Raw genomic sequence first — 15,004 nt, forward strand, 5'->3', positions numbered from 1 at the left:
TCTTGCATGCCGGCGTGGCGCACTATCAGTTTGTGGATGGACCAGCTCGACGAGCCTTTGTTGGCGCGTCCGGCGCTGGAGCGGGACCTCGATGTGGACGTGGCGATCATCGGCGCCGGCTACACCGGTCTCTGGACCGCGTACTACCTCAAGCAGCAGAAACCGGAGCTGAACATCGCCATTGTCGAAGCGCAGACCGCCGGTTTCGGCGCGTCGGGGCGCAATGGCGGCTGGCTGATGGGCAACTTGCTGGGCGAAGACCGCCTGCTTGCCGGTCTATCGGCCCAAGAGCGCCGCGCTTCCTACGATTTGTTGCATGGCATTCCGGATGAAGTGGAGATTGTCCTCGAACGTGAGGGCATCGACTGCGATTTCCGTAAAGGCGGGGTGCTGTATTGCGCAGCGCGTTATCCGGAGCAGGCCAGCAGCCTGCGTCACTACCTGGACGATCTCCATCGCCAGGGCCTCGACGACAACCACTATCGCTGGCTGAGCCCGGAACAACTGGCGCAGCAGATCCGCGTCGCCAAGCCCTATGGCGGCATCTTTGCGCCGCACGTGGCGACCATCCACCCGGCCAAGCTGGTACGCGGGCTGGCCCGGGCAGTGGAGCGCCTGGGGGTGAGGATCTACGAAAACAGCCCGGTCACCCATTGGCAATCCGGCAGCCTGCGCACGGCGAAAGCGTCGGTGCGCTGTCACTGGGTCGTTCCGGCAGTAGAAGGCTACGCCGTCACCTTGCCGCCCCTGGGGCGTTATCAGATGCCGGTGCAGAGCCTGATCGTCGCGACCGAGCCATTGTCGGCGGCCACCTGGGATGAAATCGGCCTGAGCCGTGGCCAGGCGTTCAGCGAGGCCAGTCGCCAGGTGACCTACGGCCAGCGCACCGCTGACAACCGTTTGATCTTTGGCGCCCGTGGCGGCTATCAGTTCGCCGGCAAGCTGCGCCACGACTTCGAGCTGACCACGGATGAAAAAGACCTGCGGCGCTACCTGTTCGGCGAGCTGTTCCCGCAGTTGAAGCACGTGCAGATCACCCATTCCTGGGGCGGCAACCTGGGCATGTCCCGGCACTTCAAGCCGCACATGCTCTGCGACCGGGCCAAAGGCATCGCCTTGTCTGGTGGCTACGGCGGGGAGGGCGTTGGTGCCAGCAACCTCGGTGGACGCACGCTCGCCGACCTGATCCTGGGGCGCGACACCGATCTGGTGCGCCAGCCGTGGGTCATCCCGCAGCGGGGCCTCGACGCGCTCAGGGCCTGGGAGCCGGAACCGATCCGCTGGCTCGGCTACAACGCAATCATTCGCAGCTTTGTCCATGAGGACCAGACCCTGGCCAACCCGGCTACCGCGCCCTGGCGGCGCAAGCTGGCCAGCGGAGTGGCCGGTTTCATGGAAGGTTTCATGCACTAGACGGCACGCTCTTCATCGACAGGCCATATCGACAGGTATTCCCATGAGCATCACGCAATTCAAGCACACCGCAACCCTGAAACTGGAAGAGTCCAACCCGGTCGCCGTGCCCCTGGGCACGCCCGTGGCCGTGGCTTCGACCACCAGCGTCGAACGCGACGACGGCGTCGAGACCGGCGTCTGGGAATGCACCCCGGGGCGCTGGCGGCGGCAGATCGTCGCCCAGGAATTCTGCCACTTCATCCAGGGCCGCTGCACCTTCACCCCGGACGGCGGTGAGCCGCTGCACATCGAAGCCGGCGACGCACTGATGTTGCCGGCCAACAGCCTCGGTATCTGGGACATCCAGGAAACCGTGCGCAAGACCTACGTCCTGATTTTCTGATCCTTGATTGCCTGCCAACAAAAACAACCTACAGGAATCGACTCATGCTCCGAAAGACACTGACCCTGGCTCCTCTGCTGCTTGTTGCATCGATCAGTCAGGCGGCCGAAACCGTCAAAATCTATAACTGGTCGGATTACATCGCGCCGGACACCACGAAAGACTTCCAGAAAGAAACCGGCATCGGCTTCACCTACGACGTCTACGACAGCAACGAAACCCTCGATGGCAAGCTGATGACCGGCAAATCCGGCTACGACGTGGTGTTTCCGTCCAACCACTTCTTGGCGCGGCAGATTGAGGGCGGCGCCCTGAAGAAGCTCGACAAGAGCCAGTTGCCGAACTGGAAAAACCTCAACCCGGTATTGCTCAAGGCCTTGCAGACCAACGATCCGGGCAACGAGCACGGCTTCCCGTACCTGTGGGGCAGTACCGGCATCGGCTACAACGTTGCCAAGGTCAAGGCGGTGCTGGGCGACAACGCCCCGGTGGACTCCTGGGACCTGATTTTCAAGCCCGAGAACATGCAGAAGTTACAGAAGTGCGGCGTGGCCATCCTCGACAACGGTCCCGAACTGCTGCCGGCCGCGTTGAACTACCTCGGCTTGCCGCCTCACAGCAAGAACCCGGACGACTACAAGAAGGCCGAAGCCTTGCTGTTGAAAGTGCGGCCGTATGTGAGCTATTTCCACTCGTCCAAGTACACCAGTGACCTGGCCAACGGTGATATCTGCGTCGCGGTCGGTTTCTCCGGCGACATCCTGCAGGCGGAAAACCGCGCCAGGGAAGCCAACAATGGTATCGACATCGGTTATGCGATTCCCAAGGAAGGCGCCGCCATCTGGTTCGACATGGTCGCGATGCCGGTCGATGCTCCTGATGAAAAGGCCGGTTACGCCTTCATGAACTATCTGCTGCGCCCGGACGTCATGGCCAGCGTCAGCAACTACGTGCACTACGCCAATGGCAACGAGCAGGCTGACAGCCTGATCGACCCGGCGATCAAGAACGACACCAAGGTTTACCCAAGCCCGGAAATGATGGGGAAACTCTTTGCCCTGGAAGCCATGCCATTGAACATCGACCGGGTTCGCACGCGCGTGTGGAACAAGATTCGCACCGGCAGTTGAAGACCCGGTCAGGCAATCGGGACAGGATGTCCCGTTGCCATCCTTGTCAGCCGACCGGCTCGGCTGCGCAACTCATCTGGCCTGAGCCGGGTATCTGGAAAAAAACCTCATCACCGATTTGCCAGAAGCTGTAGCTGCCTTTGTAATCCTTGCCCGTGTACTGGGTTCCGGAATTGCTCGGCACCTGGTTCAGCGTCACCGAGGAGTTGGCCCATTTCAGGAACACCACGCCCGGTTCGACCGTAAAGAAGGTCGCGGCCACCAATGCGTTAAACCCTGCGCAACGATAAGCCAAGGGGCCTTCGGTGAGCCGGCTCGGGTCCTTGGTTCTGGCAATGGCCGAACCCTGACGCAGTTGGAACGCACGCTCGGCATAACTGGCGATGACGCACGCCTTGGCTTGCGGCCCGGCACCACACTGGTTACGGGACTCCATCCAGAACCGATGATCTGTCTCGACTTTATTCGGGCGCGGCACTGAATGTTCGTCGGTGAGGGCCAGCAGATAAAGACGATCGAGTTCCAGGTCCATGCGCGCCAGCTGAGCGTCGTGACAGATAAGCTTTTCGGCGGATGCCTGGGGCGCGGTGCAATCGAAACTGGTTTTGTAGGTTGGCAAGGGTTTTGGCTTTGCCTTTGTCGCGGCTTCACACACACACGCAGTCACGCATGCGCTGATGGCGAGCAGAGAGGCCAGAAGTGGCGTGACCATTTTCATTTCGGCGTCACCTGAATCTTTACGTGATGCCCGTATTGCAACGCATCGTGTCGAAGCGTTGTACAGTCATTCGGTCGCATGGGGTCTATCGAGTGTAAGGCAGTGCTCGAAACCTGCCACATCGAGCCAGGAGAAACGTCAGTCTTCCTCGCGAATCGTCGCCACGTCATCGGCCCTGACTTTCACCTTCGCCCCCGAAATGTCCTCGAACTCGAAGAACCCGTCCTGGGTCCTGGTTTTCGGCATGTCCTTGGTCAGGTACTGAGTGCCGTTCTGCAGGGTCACCACCGTCGGCGTCGAGCAGCCGGCCAGCATCAGCAGGGCCGCTGCGGCCAGGGGCAAGCCCAAAGTCTTGATGTCCATGATTACCTCCCGTTCGTTTTTGAAGCAGTGCCATCCATTCGTGCCTGTCACTGCATGCCTATGGCGGTTGGTGCCGCCAGGGGGCAGAAAGTTCTACTGCCGGGGAAATATTCCGTACATCGCCTCCATTTATCCTTTTCCGATTGCACCGGGCAGGGCGGAACTGTTATCTGTACGCATAACCAGTACTCGCTCGCCATGGCCCATTTCCTGTGACTGCAAATCCCCTCGACGATCCGTTCTATTACCTCAACAATTTCATGCAAGTGCTTGATTGGCTGGAGCAGCGCTTTGCCGATGTGCTGAGCGTCGACGAGCTGAGTTTCATTAATGAGTTTAAGCGGTTACCCCGTGAATCGCAGGCACTGCTGGTCAGAATGGTCATGCGCAAGGGCATTCATTTCAGGGCCGGCAAACTGCATTACGACGAAATCGGCGATATCCCCGGCGCCGCCGGCCCGCTGTTGACACTCGGTTGGGTCGACGAACGTATGCCGCTGGCGGTCGAGGAACTGTTCGAACTGCTGCTCAAGGGTGAAATCCTCCAGACCTTTGGCTCTGTCATCGATCAACCCAAAGGCAGGAAAATCGATTGGCTGCCGGCGTTGATCGAGCAATTTCCCCAGGCGCAAAGCTTCAACGACTGGTGCCCGTGGCTGGATGAGCGCCTGCTCAGCCTGACCATCATGGAGTTGTGCGATCGCCTGCGCCTGATGTTCTTCGGCAACCTGTACCAGGACTGGTCGGAGTTCGTGCTGGCGGACCTGGGTATCTACACCTACGAAAAAGTCGAATTCAGCGCCGAGTCCCGCGGCTTGCGCAGCCGCGAAGACGTGGATGCCTGTGTCCTCCTGCACGCGTACCAGCAACAATTCGAAGCCGGTGAAGCGCTGGAAGAGGTGGCCGGGCGCATCAAGGGCCTGGCGCTGGACAATCCCTGGTTGCAACGCCGGCGCGGCAAGCTGTTGTTCCAGATGGGTCAGTATTGCGAACGCATCGCGGATTTCGTCATGGCCCTGGATCTGTACCGCGAATGCGCTTATCCGGGTGCGCGTGCGCGACTCATTCGCGTGCTGGAGCGCAGCGGGGAGTTCGAGTTGGCGCTGGATCTGGCCGAGCAGGCCGAACAGGCACCGGAAAGTGCCGCCGAACACCAGCAGTTGCTCCGCGTACTGCCGCGCCTGCGGCGCAAGCTCGGCGGGCCGCCCATCAAGCGGGCGGCGCCTCGGGAAATGCAGCGTCTGGACCTGCAACTACCCAGAGTCGATCCGGCAGTGTCGGTCGAGTTTTACGTCCAGGCGCATCTGGCTGAGGATTCGGCACCGATCCATTACGTTGAAAACAGCCTGATCAACTCGCTGTTCGGCCTGTTGTGCTGGCCGGCGATTTTCGCGCCTTTGCCGGGGGCATTCTTCCACCCGTTCCAGCGCGGGCCGGTGGATTTGCTCAGCGAAGACTTCCAGGCCCGCCGGGCCGAACTGTTCCAGGCGTGCCTGGCCGAACTCGAAGACGGGCGCTACCGGCAGACCATCCGCCAACGCTATGCGGCCAAGTGGGGCGTGCAGTCGCCGTTCGTGTTCTGGAGCGTGCTCAGCGAAGAGTTGCTGGAGCAAGCCCTCGATTGCCTCCCCGCCGAACATCTCAGGCACTGGTTCAACCGCCTCTTGCTCGACATCAAGGCCAATCGCGCCGGCATGCCGGACCTGATCCAGTTCTGGCCGCAGCAAAAGACCTACCGCATGATCGAAGTCAAGGGCCCGGGCGATCGCCTGCAGGACAACCAGTTGCGCTGGCTGGAGTTCTGCCACGAACACCAGATGCCCATCGCCGTGTGCTACGTGCAATGGGCGGAGCAGGACGCTTGAGCTACAGCATTGCGGTGCGGGCGCTGTGTGAGTTCACCGCCAAGGCCGGCGACCTCGACCTGCGCTTCACGCCGTCGCCCACCGCGCTGGAGGGTATTGTCGGGCACCGCACGGTGGCCTCGCGACGCAGCGAGGGTTACCAAAGTGAAGTCGCCCTTGAGGGCCAGTATCAGACCTTGACGGTCAAGGGCAGGGCGGATGGCTATGACCCGGGGCAAAACTGTCTGGAAGAGGTCAAGACCTACCGCGGAGACTTGAGCAAACAACCGGCCAACCACCGCCAGTTGCATTGGGCCCAGGCGAAAATCTACGGCTGGTTGATGTGCCGCCAACGGGATCTGCCCCGGATCAACCTGGCGCTGGTGTATTTCGACATTGTCAGCGAAAAGGAAACCTGCCTGGTCGAGCCCTTCGAGGCCGCGCAGCTGCAACAGTTCTTCGAGCGGCAATGCGCACGCTTCCTGCAATGGGCGCAACAGGAAGTTGCCCACCGTGACGGGCGCAATCTCGCAGCGCAGCGCCTGGCCTTTCCCCACGCCGATTTTCGGCCGGGGCAGCGCCATCTGGCCGAGTCGGTGTTCAAGGCCGTCAGCACAGGGCGCTGCCTGATGGCGCAGGCGCCCACGGGCATCGGCAAGACCTTGGGCACCCTGTTTCCCATGCTCAAGGCACTGGCACCGCAGCAGCTGGACAAGGTGTTCTTCCTGACGGCTAAAACCCCGGGACGCAAGCTGGCCCTGGACGCCGCGCAAGTGATGCTGGCCAGTGCCGATGCGCCACCGTTGCGGGTGCTGGAGATGATTGCCCGGGACAAGGCCTGCGAGCATCCGGACAAAGCCTGCCACGGCGAGTCCTGCCCACTGGCCCGGGGGTTCTACGATCGCCTGCCGGCCGCACGGCAGGCGGCCAGTCAACTGAGCCTGCTGGACCAGGGTGCCCTGCGCGAGGTTGCCCTGGCACACGATGTCTGTCCGTATTACCTGAGCCAGGAAATGGCGCGATGGGCCGACGTGGTGGTTGCCGACTACAACTATTACTTTGACTTCAGCGCCTTGCTGTTCGGTCTGGCCCAGGCCAATCACTGGAAGGTCGCGGTGCTGATCGACGAAGCGCATAACCTGGTGGAGCGCGGTCGGCAGATGTACAGCGCCAGCCTCGATCAGGCGACCTTCAACGCTGTGCGCAAAACCGCACCCGAGGTGCTGAAAAAGCCGATGCAGCGAATCAGCCGCGAGTGGAATGCTCTGCATGACGCGCAAACCGGCGCCTATCAAGCCTATGACAAGGCGCCCCAAAAGCTGCTTCAGGCACTGTCATCGTGCAGCGCCAGCATCGGTGACTACCTGAACGATCACCCACAAGGGCTGGACAGCGCACTGCAAGGCTTCTACTTCGACATGCTGCAGTTTTGCCGGGTGGCCGAACTGTTCGATGAGCAGTTCCTGTTCGACATCAGCAAGCGCGACCTCGAACGCAAACGCAATCTCTCGCAGCTGTGCCTGCGCAACGTGGTACCCGCAGGGTTCATCCGCCCGCGCCTGACTGCCGCGCGCAGCACCGTGCTGTTTTCCGCGACCCTCAGCCCAAGGCGCTATTACGCCGATTTACTGGGAACGCCGGCGGACACGGTGTGCATCGACGTCGAGTCACCGTTTCATGCCGATCAACTGCAAGTGCACATCGTCAACCAGATATCCACGCGGTTCGTGCATCGCCAGTCCTCTCTCGAGCCGATCGTGGACCTGATCGCCAGGCAGTTCTGCAAGCGTCCCGGTAATTACCTGGCGTTTTTCAGCAGTTTCGATTATTTGCAGCAGGTGGCGCAGCTGCTCGCCGAGAAACATCCGCACATCAGCCTGTGGTCGCAGTCCCGAGGCATGGGCGAGGCGCAACGCCAGCAGTTTCTCGACCAATTCCACGCCGACGGCCAAGGGGTTGGCTTTGCGGTACTGGGCGGGGCCTTTGGTGAAGGCATCGATTTGCCCGGTGCCCGGTTGATCGGCGCATTTATCGCCACGTTGGGGCTGGCCCAGCTCAATCCGGTGAACGAGCAACTGAAACGACGCATGGCCGCCATCTTTGGCGCCGGTTACGACTACACCTATCTGTTTCCCGGTGTACAGAAAGTGGTGCAGGCCGCCGGACGGGTCATCCGTACACAACAGGATCAAGGGGTGGTGATGTTGATCGACGACCGTTTTGGCGAGAGCAAGGTCAGGCAATTACTGCCGCGCTGGTGGTCAATTGCGCCAACGAATTTCCACTCTGCTCCGTAGGATTTTTTACCTTTAAAAACAAATACATACCTTGATTAAAACAATGAATTGAACAATCAGCGACAGCACGCTTTATTGGAAAGGCTAGATATCGCAACCCAATTCTTTGATAAGGAAATCAAGGTATGTCAGAAGCACCAAAATACAACTATTCCTCAGACGACGTGATCAAGGCGTTCGACGAGATCCACCCTACGCTCTTCGTCGGCAAAACTGCTGAAGCCATTCCAAAGTTGCTGATCACCGCCGGAGTGGAGGGCTCGGGCAAGACCTACTTGTTGGAAAAGAGCCTGCTGCCATCCGGGAATTACGGGAACTACATTCGACTGTATCTGCCTGAATATCGAAAAAAACACCCGCATTACGCCGACATGATCAAGCTCGGCGTTTTGCACGCCTACGAACATACAGAAGCGTTTGCCAGGGAGCTCGGTGAGAAAGTCTTCGCCAACGCGCTGTCTCAAAGATACAACATCATCATGGAGTGCGCGTTCGATGACATCGGTTTTGCCGGATTGGCAAAATTTGTTCCCGGTTATCAACTCGAAGTCCATGTCGTGGGCTGCAATCATGCGTTCGCCCATCTGTCCAGCATCAAAAGAGCATTCTCCAGCCTGGAAAAGCAGGAGATGGAACGGTTTGTCAGCTATTCGAGACTCGAGTCGAGCATCAGTAATGCCCCTGCGGTTCTCGTTGCGTTCGAGTTCATCGCAAAGACAGTGAGCGGCTCACAAATCTTCTTGTACGAGCGCGGTCTGGGCACGCTGAGCGAACGGGTACAGCGTGCACACAGCACCTATACCCTGGACTCAAATGGGAATCTGAACGAAGTTTCAACGTTGCAGCCATATGCGTACAGCGCCTATGACACTATCCTCAGAAGGTCCGTCTATTCGATGGAGGAGCGTGACGAGATGGTCAGGGAATGTCATTTGCAACTGCTTAAAACCAGCAAATATGACAAACAGGTTCCCGATTTCGTCTACAACGACCTTTACTCCTATATCACCAAATACGTGTATCGCTAAGCGGGGGATGGCAAGCTATGAAGCAAATTGCTGGAGTCATGGCTTTCCAAATTGGCAGTTTGTCTCATACTCCAGAAAAACAATCATGACGCGAGAACTCAATGAGCGAGGATCAAAGCAGGCCGAATACCGTTGAGGACAAGCGCTTTCGCCTGTTGATCGATGCGGTGATTGACTATGCGATCTACATGATTGACCCGGACGGCATCATTACCAGCTGGAATGCCGGCGCCAGGCGTTTCAAGGGGTATGAGGAGGCCGAGATCCTCGGTGAGCATTTCTCGCGTTTCTACACCGATGAGGATCGCCGGGCCGGCTTGCCCCAGCGGACACTGGACACTGCGCTTGATGAAGGGCGTTTCGAGGGAGAAGGCTGGCAGGTGCGCAAGGACGGCACCCATTTCTGGTCCCATGTGGTCATCGATCCGATCTTCGACCCGTCGGGCACCTTGCTGGGTTTCGCCAAGATCACCCGCGACCTGACCGATCGCAGAGTGGCCGATGAAATCCTCAAGCAAAGCGAGCAGCAGTTCCGCCTGCTGGTGCAGAGCGTTACCGACTATGCGATCTACATGCTTTCGCCGGACGGACGCGTGAGTAACTGGAACCTTGGCGCCCAGCGCATCAAGGGTTACCTGCCGGAAGAAGTCATTGGCCAGCATTTTTCGATGTTCTATACCCCGGAGGATCGCGAAGCCCGCGAGCCACAAAGGACGCTGGACATTGCCGTGCGTGAAGGGCGCTTTGAAAACAAGGGCTGGCGGATGCGCAAGGACGGCACGCGGTTTCTCGCCCATGTCATCGTCGATCCGATCTGGGGCGACACCGGCACCTTGCTCGGTTTTGCCAAGATTACCCGTGATATCACTGACGTCACGCAAGCGCAGCAGGTGCTGGAGCAAACCCGGGAGGCCTTGTTCCAGGCGCAGAAAATGCAGGCCATCGGCCAGCTCAGTGGCGGCATCGCCCACGATTTCAATAACCTGCTGACGGTGATCCTCGGCAATCTGGAAATCGTGCGCAAACGGGTGACGGACAATCCAAAAATAACCCGCTTGATCGACAACGCAACCCAGGGTGCCTTGCGCGGCGTTTCCCTGACCCAGCGCATGCTGGCGTTTGCCCGACGCCAGGAACTCAAGTCGGAACCCGTGCGGATACCGGCCTTGGTGGAGGGCATTTCCGGGCTGTTGCGCAGTTCCCTGGGGCCTTCGGTGAAAATAGAAACGCGCTTTCCCGACGATCTCGAACCGGTGCTGGCGGACCTCAATCAGCTGGAACTGGCGGTACTGAACCTGGCCACCAACGCCCGTGACGCCATGCCCGACGGCGGGACCATCAGCTTCAGCGCCAGAAACCGTGAAGTGACCGACAGCGCCACCTCATCCCTGGCCCCGGGGTGTTACGTCTGCCTGAGCATTGCCGATACCGGCGAGGGCATGGATGAAACCACGCTGGTCTCGGCGATGGACCCGTTTTTTACCACCAAGGGCGTCGGTAAAGGCACGGGCCTGGGGTTGTCGATGGTTCACGGTTTTATTGAACAACTGGGCGGACGATTCATCCTCAAAAGCCAGAAGGACCATGGCACGACCGCCGAACTCTGGTTGCCGGTCGCCACCGGGGATTCGCCCGTCAAACCGGTCGCCGCAGCGCCCTCCGTGACGGGACCAGGCCTGAGCGTTCTGGTGGTGGACGATGACAGCCTGGTGTTGACCAGCACCTGCCTGCTGCTCGAGGACCTCGGGCATCGGGTCATCAGTGCGTCTTGCGGTGCCAGGGCGCTGGAACTGTTCAGTAGTGAACCGCAGATCGATCTGGTCATTACCGACATGGCCATGCCACTGATGAGTGGGGCACAGCTGGCCAATGCCCTCAGGATCATGCGACCGGACGTGCCGATCATCCTCGCCACCGGTTATGCCGAACGGCTGGAAGGCTTTGCCGCCCATCTGCCACGGTTGTCGAAACCTTTTACCCAACTCAACCTGGTGGAAATCATTGCCTTGGCGATGAAGTGACGTGGCGGTTGTGCTGTTCATAGCGGGCCAGCATCGGCTGGGTGCTGATGCCATGGACCAGAATGCTCAGGGCCACCACCGAGAGCGTCATGTCGGCGCACAAGGTGGCCACCGAAGGCAATAGATCGTGGTTCAAGGCGTAGAACAGGTAATAGAAACTGCCGATGCCGCGAATGCCGAACCAGCCGATCAACCAGCGTTGCGAGCCATTGAGCAGCGAACCCCAGGGCATCAGCCAGACCGCCAGCGGGCGAATCATCCCGAACAGCACCAGTGCGAGCACCAGAGCCCGCCAGTCCCAGTGTGCAACCAGCACGACCCCGAGCAAGGTGACCAGAAACACTTCCATGGCCCGCTCCACCAGGCTGCCGAACGATAGCATGTCGCCCATCATGATCCCGGCAGCGACTTGCGTGTCTTCCAGGTGGTCTACATTGCCGGCCACGGCCGCTTCGGGTTCGACATGCTGATGACCGACCACCGCCTGGACCAGATGTTCGGCCGGTGCCTGCGTGTCACCGCTTGTCTTGACCTCGGCCTGGCGCAAACCCAGGCCGGCGGCAAACACCGAGAGAAACCCGTAGCCCTGAATGGTTTCGGCCACGACGTAGGCCAGCGCGATCAGGGCCAGGGCCAGGTAATCATTGGGTGAGAAGGTGCTGTCGGCGTTTTTGATGCGCATGAACAAGGTCAGTCGGCCAATGCCGCGCCCCATCCAGTAACCGGTCAGCAGTCCGGCGGGCACGGCCCATAGCAGCCGCTTGAATGCCCAGTCGTCGAGCCAGGCACCTGTATTGTCGCTGTGTTGCAGAAACAACAAGCCGAGGATGACGAAGGGGAATGCAATGCCATCGTTGAAACCGGCTTCACCGGTAAGCCCGAACCTGACCGGGTCGTAATCCCTGGCATCGCTGACCTGTACCAGAGAGGCCAGGACCGGATCGGTGGGCGCCAGAATCGACCCGATCAACAGCGACGGCCCCCACGGGAACCCAAACCCGAAATGCAGCAACAGGCTTACACCGGCAATGGTCAGGATCATCACCGGTCCCGCCAGGGCAAATGCCACCCGCCATCGGCGATCGCCCAAGGGCAGGCGCAACTTCAACCCGCAGACAAACAGCGAAAAAAGTACCGCTACTTCCGATAGATGCTCCATCCAGAAGGCGGCATCCTTGACATCCAGCCTGAGCAAACCCAGGCCCGCCGGACCGATGGCGACGCCCAGCACCAGACACACCGCCGACGTGGTAACCGGCAACCAGCGCAGGTACGACGAGGTCAGTGCCAGCGTCAGCAACACAGCCCCCAACACCGCCACCCAGGTAATGAAGCTCATGATCCGGATCCCAAAACAACCATTACTTGTAGGAGCGAGCTTGCTCGCGATGGACGTAAACGATAACGCGTTCTGTCTGAATAAACGCGTTGCGCTGGCGTTCATCGCGGGCAAGCCCGCTCCAACAGGGATCCCGGTTGTTGTCGAGGGGCTGGATCAGGCCTTGAAATGGCGCAAGCTGCGCTCCATCCGCGCGATGCAGATGACTTGTAGGAGCGAGCTTGCTCGCGATGGACGTAAACGATAACGCGTTCTGTCTGAATAAACGCGTTGCGCTGGCGTTCATCGCGGCCAAGCCCGCTCCCACAGGGATCCCGGTTGTTGTCGAGGGGCTGGATCAGGCCTTGAAATGGCGCAAGCTGCGCTCCATCCGCGCGATGCAGATGACTTGTAGGAGCGAGCTTGCTCGCGATGGACGTAAACGATAACGCGTTCTGTCTGAATAAACGCGTTGCGCTGGCGTTCATCGCGGCCAAGCCCGCTCCCACAGGGATCCCGGTTGTTGTCGAGGGGCTGGATCAGGCCTTGAAATGGCGCAAGCTGCGCTCCATCCGCGCGATGCAGATGACTTGTAGGAGCGAGCTTGCTCGCGATGGACGTAAACGATAACGCGTTCTGTCTGAATAAACGCGTTGCGCTGGCGTTCATCGCGGGCAAGCCCGCTCCCACAGGGATCCCGGTTGTTGTCGAGGGGCGGGATCAGGCCTTGAAATGGCGCAAGCTGCGCTCCATCCGCGCGATGCAGATGACTTGTAGGAGCGAGCTTGCTCGCGATGGACGTAAACGATAACGCGTTCTGTCTGAATAAACGCGTTGCGCTGGCGTTCATCGCGGGCAAGCCCGCTCCCACAGGGATCCCGGTTGTTGTCGAGGGGCTGGATCAGGCCTTGAGATGGCGCAAGCTGCGTTCCATCCGCGCGATGCAGATGACTTGTAGGAGCGAGCTTGCTCGCGATGGACGTAAACGATAACGCGTTCTGTCTGAATAAACGCGTTGCGCTGGCGTTCATCGCGGGCAAGCCCGCTCCCACAGGGATCCCGGTTGTTGTCGAGGGGCGGGATCAGGCCTTGAGATGGCGCAAGCTGCGCTCCATCCGCGCGATGCCTTCTTCGAGCAGCGAGCGTGGGCAGCCGAAATTCAGGCGCACGAACTGCTTGCAGTCATCGCCGAAGTCCAGGCCGGCGCTCAAGCCGACCCTGGCCTGTTCGAGGAAGAACTGCTGCGGGTCGTCCAGCCCCAGTGCCGTGCAGTCAAGCCACGCCAGGTAGGTGCTTTGCGGCAGGTTCATGGTGATGCCCGGCAGACGGGTGCGTACCGCTTCGGCGAGGAAATCGCGGTTGCCTTGCAGGTAGACCTTCAGTTCGGCCAGCCATGGCGCGGCCTCGCTGTAGGCGACCCGGGTGGCTTCCATGCCCAGCGGATTGACGCTGTCGACCATGCCGCAACGGGCGTGGTTGACCTTCTCGCGCAGGTGGCGGTCCTGGATGATCATGAACGAAGTCTTCAGGCCGGCGATGTTGTAGGCCTTGCTCGCCGACATCAGCGTGATGGTGCGTTGGGCGACTTGCGGGCTCAGCGTGGCCATCGGAATGTGCTGGCGGCCGTCGAAGCACAACTCGGCGTGGATCTCGTCGGAAATGATCCAGGCATCATGCTCAAGGCAAATGTCGGCAATGGCCTGCAGCTCTTCGCGGGGGAAGGCTTTGCCCAGCGGGTTGTGCGGGTTGCTCAGCAGCAGTGCGCCACCACCTTGCAGCGACTGGCTCAGGGTATCCAGCGGCGTGCTATAGGTGCCATCGGCCTGCGCATCGAAGTTCAGCTCGACCTTGTTCAGGTCCCAATGTCCGGGGGCGTGGCGCAGCGGCGGGTAGTTCGGCACCTGCACAACGACGTTCTGTGGCGGCTGTACCAGGGCCTTCAACGCCATGTTGAAACCGGACTCGACGCCCGGCAGGAAAATCAACGCCTGCGGCTCGACACGCCAGGCGTATTTGTTCCAGAGGTCGGCAACGATGGCTTCGCGCAGGTCATCCTGGGCCACGCTATAACCGACCATCGGGTGTTCCAGTCGTTTTTGCAGGGCCTGGATGATCACCGGCGGCGCGGCGAAATCCATGTCGGCGACCCACATCGGCAACACGTCCGCCGGGTAGCGGCTCCACTTGGTACTGCCGGTATTGTGGCGGTCGAACACCTGATCAAAATCGAAAGTCATGCGCAAATCTCGTAAAGGCCGGTTAATCATGCCGGCCATGATAAGCGCCAATCCCTGTGGGTGCGAGCCTGCTCGCGATGACTGACACCATACCCCCTGTGGGAGCGGGCTTGCCCGCGATAGCGGTGGGTCAGCCAATATCAATGTTGACTGTTACGACGCCTTCGCGGGCAAGCCCGCTCCCACAGGTTTTGTGCCAATAGCCAGGAACGACGACTAACGGCCGACGGTCGGTTTTCACACAGAACGC

Annotated in this window: 16 protein-coding genes; 12 read left to right on the forward strand and 4 right to left on the reverse strand. The window is 60.1% G+C overall.

Annotation, left to right across the window (positions count from 1 at the left end; all coding sequences use genetic code 11):
- The first annotated feature begins 6 nt into the window (after positions 1 to 6).
- Genes AB7M25_RS14875 through AB7M25_RS14885 form a run of 3 tightly spaced genes read left to right on the forward strand, consistent with a single transcriptional unit; the run spans position 7 to position 2,928 of the window.
- Positions 7 to 1,413 (forward strand): NAD(P)/FAD-dependent oxidoreductase, encoded by a 1,407-nt coding sequence (locus AB7M25_RS14875; RefSeq protein WP_454237525.1) that lies wholly within the window; start codon positions 7 to 9, stop codon positions 1,411 to 1,413.
- Between the two features lie 43 nt (positions 1,414 to 1,456).
- The gene (locus AB7M25_RS14880) at positions 1,457 to 1,798 is read left to right on the forward strand and encodes a cupin domain-containing protein (RefSeq protein WP_015095054.1); all 342 of its coding nucleotides are present in this window, start codon (positions 1,457 to 1,459) and stop codon (positions 1,796 to 1,798) included.
- Between the two features lie 44 nt (positions 1,799 to 1,842).
- Positions 1,843 to 2,928 carry a polyamine ABC transporter substrate-binding protein gene (locus AB7M25_RS14885; RefSeq protein ID WP_454237526.1) on the forward strand — a complete coding sequence of 362 codons (1,086 nt, stop codon included), beginning with the start codon at positions 1,843 to 1,845 and terminating at the stop codon, positions 2,926 to 2,928.
- A 46-nt stretch (positions 2,929 to 2,974) separates the two neighbouring features.
- Here AB7M25_RS14885 and AB7M25_RS14890 read toward each other — a convergent pair whose 3' ends face one another.
- Together AB7M25_RS14890 and AB7M25_RS14895 are read right to left on the reverse strand one after the other, a co-directional pair.
- Positions 2,975 to 3,646, reverse strand: coding sequence for an MliC family protein (locus tag AB7M25_RS14890; protein ID WP_454237527.1), 672 nt, complete (start codon positions 3,644 to 3,646; stop codon positions 2,975 to 2,977).
- A gap of 138 nt (positions 3,647 to 3,784) precedes the next feature.
- Positions 3,785 to 4,009, reverse strand: coding sequence for a YgdI/YgdR family lipoprotein (locus tag AB7M25_RS14895; protein ID WP_429518604.1), 225 nt, complete (start codon positions 4,007 to 4,009; stop codon positions 3,785 to 3,787).
- 260 nt (positions 4,010 to 4,269) lie between these two features.
- On the opposite strand from AB7M25_RS14895, the gene AB7M25_RS14900 reads away from it, so the two are divergent.
- The 4 genes from AB7M25_RS14900 to AB7M25_RS14915 all read left to right on the forward strand — a co-directional run bounded on the left by AB7M25_RS14900 (position 4,270) and on the right by AB7M25_RS14915 (position 11,199).
- Positions 4,270 to 5,874, forward strand: a complete 1,605-nt coding sequence (locus tag AB7M25_RS14900; RefSeq protein ID WP_454238358.1) for a VRR-NUC domain-containing protein — start codon at positions 4,270 to 4,272, stop codon at positions 5,872 to 5,874.
- Positions 5,871 to 8,150, forward strand: coding sequence for an ATP-dependent DNA helicase (locus AB7M25_RS14905; protein ID WP_454237528.1), 2,280 nt, complete (start codon positions 5,871 to 5,873; stop codon positions 8,148 to 8,150). The genes AB7M25_RS14900 and AB7M25_RS14905 overlap by 4 nt, the downstream gene beginning before the upstream one ends.
- 125 nt (positions 8,151 to 8,275) lie before the next feature.
- Positions 8,276 to 9,178, forward strand: a complete 903-nt coding sequence (locus AB7M25_RS14910) for a zeta toxin family protein (RefSeq protein WP_429518600.1) — start codon at positions 8,276 to 8,278, stop codon at positions 9,176 to 9,178.
- Positions 9,179 to 9,279: 101 nt separating this feature from the next.
- Positions 9,280 to 11,199: a PAS domain S-box protein gene (locus AB7M25_RS14915; RefSeq protein WP_454237529.1), complete on the forward strand. Its 1,920-nt coding sequence runs from the start codon at positions 9,280 to 9,282 to the stop codon at positions 11,197 to 11,199.
- Here AB7M25_RS14915 and AB7M25_RS14920 read toward each other — a convergent pair.
- Positions 11,177 to 12,538, reverse strand: coding sequence for a cation:proton antiporter (locus AB7M25_RS14920; protein ID WP_429388962.1), 1,362 nt, complete (start codon positions 12,536 to 12,538; stop codon positions 11,177 to 11,179). The genes AB7M25_RS14915 and AB7M25_RS14920 overlap by 23 nt on opposite strands.
- Positions 12,539 to 12,587: 49 nt before the next feature.
- On the opposite strand from AB7M25_RS14920, the gene AB7M25_RS14925 reads away from it, so the two are divergent.
- The 5 genes from AB7M25_RS14925 to AB7M25_RS14945 are packed head-to-tail and all read left to right on the forward strand — an operon-like array spanning position 12,588 to position 13,509.
- Positions 12,588 to 12,785, forward strand: coding sequence for a hypothetical protein (locus AB7M25_RS14925; RefSeq protein WP_454237530.1), 198 nt, complete (start codon positions 12,588 to 12,590; stop codon positions 12,783 to 12,785).
- Positions 12,769 to 12,966 carry a hypothetical protein gene (locus AB7M25_RS14930; protein ID WP_454237531.1) on the forward strand — a complete coding sequence of 66 codons (198 nt, stop codon included), beginning with the start codon at positions 12,769 to 12,771 and terminating at the stop codon, positions 12,964 to 12,966. Before AB7M25_RS14925 ends, AB7M25_RS14930 begins: the two co-directional genes overlap by 17 nt.
- Positions 12,950 to 13,147 (forward strand): hypothetical protein, encoded by a 198-nt coding sequence (locus AB7M25_RS14935; RefSeq protein WP_454237531.1) that lies wholly within the window; start codon positions 12,950 to 12,952, stop codon positions 13,145 to 13,147. The genes AB7M25_RS14930 and AB7M25_RS14935 overlap by 17 nt, the downstream gene beginning before the upstream one ends.
- Positions 13,131 to 13,328: a hypothetical protein gene (locus tag AB7M25_RS14940; RefSeq protein ID WP_454237532.1), complete on the forward strand. Its 198-nt coding sequence runs from the start codon at positions 13,131 to 13,133 to the stop codon at positions 13,326 to 13,328. Before AB7M25_RS14935 ends, AB7M25_RS14940 begins: the two co-directional genes overlap by 17 nt.
- Positions 13,312 to 13,509, forward strand: coding sequence for a hypothetical protein (locus tag AB7M25_RS14945; protein WP_454237533.1), 198 nt, complete (start codon positions 13,312 to 13,314; stop codon positions 13,507 to 13,509). The genes AB7M25_RS14940 and AB7M25_RS14945 overlap by 17 nt, the downstream gene beginning before the upstream one ends.
- A 90-nt stretch (positions 13,510 to 13,599) precedes the next feature.
- Here AB7M25_RS14945 and AB7M25_RS14950 read toward each other — a convergent pair whose 3' ends face one another.
- The gene (locus tag AB7M25_RS14950) at positions 13,600 to 14,754 is read right to left on the reverse strand and encodes a MalY/PatB family protein (protein WP_429561392.1); all 1,155 of its coding nucleotides are present in this window, start codon (positions 14,752 to 14,754) and stop codon (positions 13,600 to 13,602) included.
- Positions 14,755 to 15,004 lie beyond the last annotated feature (250 nt).

Source organism: Pseudomonas sp. AP3_22 TE3818 (assembly GCF_053628995.1).

Excerpts from the sequence above, each read along its gene's own strand:
- AB7M25_RS14900 (WP_454238358.1), top strand. The coding sequence starts at position 4,270 with ATGCAAGTGCTTGATTGGCTGGAGCAGCGCTTTGCCGATGTGCTGAGC.
- AB7M25_RS14895 (WP_429518604.1), bottom strand. The coding sequence starts at position 4,009 with ATGGACATCAAGACTTTGGGCTTGCCCCTGGCCGCAGCGGCCCTGCTG.
- AB7M25_RS14915 (WP_454237529.1), top strand. The coding sequence starts at position 9,280 with ATGAGCGAGGATCAAAGCAGGCCGAATACCGTTGAGGACAAGCGCTTT.
- AB7M25_RS14875 (WP_454237525.1), top strand. The coding sequence starts at position 7 with ATGCCGGCGTGGCGCACTATCAGTTTGTGGATGGACCAGCTCGACGAG.
- AB7M25_RS14880 (WP_015095054.1), top strand. The coding sequence starts at position 1,457 with ATGAGCATCACGCAATTCAAGCACACCGCAACCCTGAAACTGGAAGAG.
- AB7M25_RS14935 (WP_454237531.1), top strand. The coding sequence starts at position 12,950 with ATGGACGTAAACGATAACGCGTTCTGTCTGAATAAACGCGTTGCGCTG.
- AB7M25_RS14920 (WP_429388962.1), bottom strand. The coding sequence starts at position 12,538 with ATGAGCTTCATTACCTGGGTGGCGGTGTTGGGGGCTGTGTTGCTGACG.
- AB7M25_RS14950 (WP_429561392.1), bottom strand. The coding sequence starts at position 14,754 with ATGACTTTCGATTTTGATCAGGTGTTCGACCGCCACAATACCGGCAGT.
- AB7M25_RS14940 (WP_454237532.1), top strand. The coding sequence starts at position 13,131 with ATGGACGTAAACGATAACGCGTTCTGTCTGAATAAACGCGTTGCGCTG.
- AB7M25_RS14885 (WP_454237526.1), top strand. The coding sequence starts at position 1,843 with ATGCTCCGAAAGACACTGACCCTGGCTCCTCTGCTGCTTGTTGCATCG.
- AB7M25_RS14890 (WP_454237527.1), bottom strand. The coding sequence starts at position 3,646 with ATGAAAATGGTCACGCCACTTCTGGCCTCTCTGCTCGCCATCAGCGCA.
- AB7M25_RS14925 (WP_454237530.1), top strand. The coding sequence starts at position 12,588 with ATGGACGTAAACGATAACGCGTTCTGTCTGAATAAACGCGTTGCGCTG.
- AB7M25_RS14910 (WP_429518600.1), top strand. The coding sequence starts at position 8,276 with ATGTCAGAAGCACCAAAATACAACTATTCCTCAGACGACGTGATCAAG.
- AB7M25_RS14945 (WP_454237533.1), top strand. The coding sequence starts at position 13,312 with ATGGACGTAAACGATAACGCGTTCTGTCTGAATAAACGCGTTGCGCTG.
- AB7M25_RS14930 (WP_454237531.1), top strand. The coding sequence starts at position 12,769 with ATGGACGTAAACGATAACGCGTTCTGTCTGAATAAACGCGTTGCGCTG.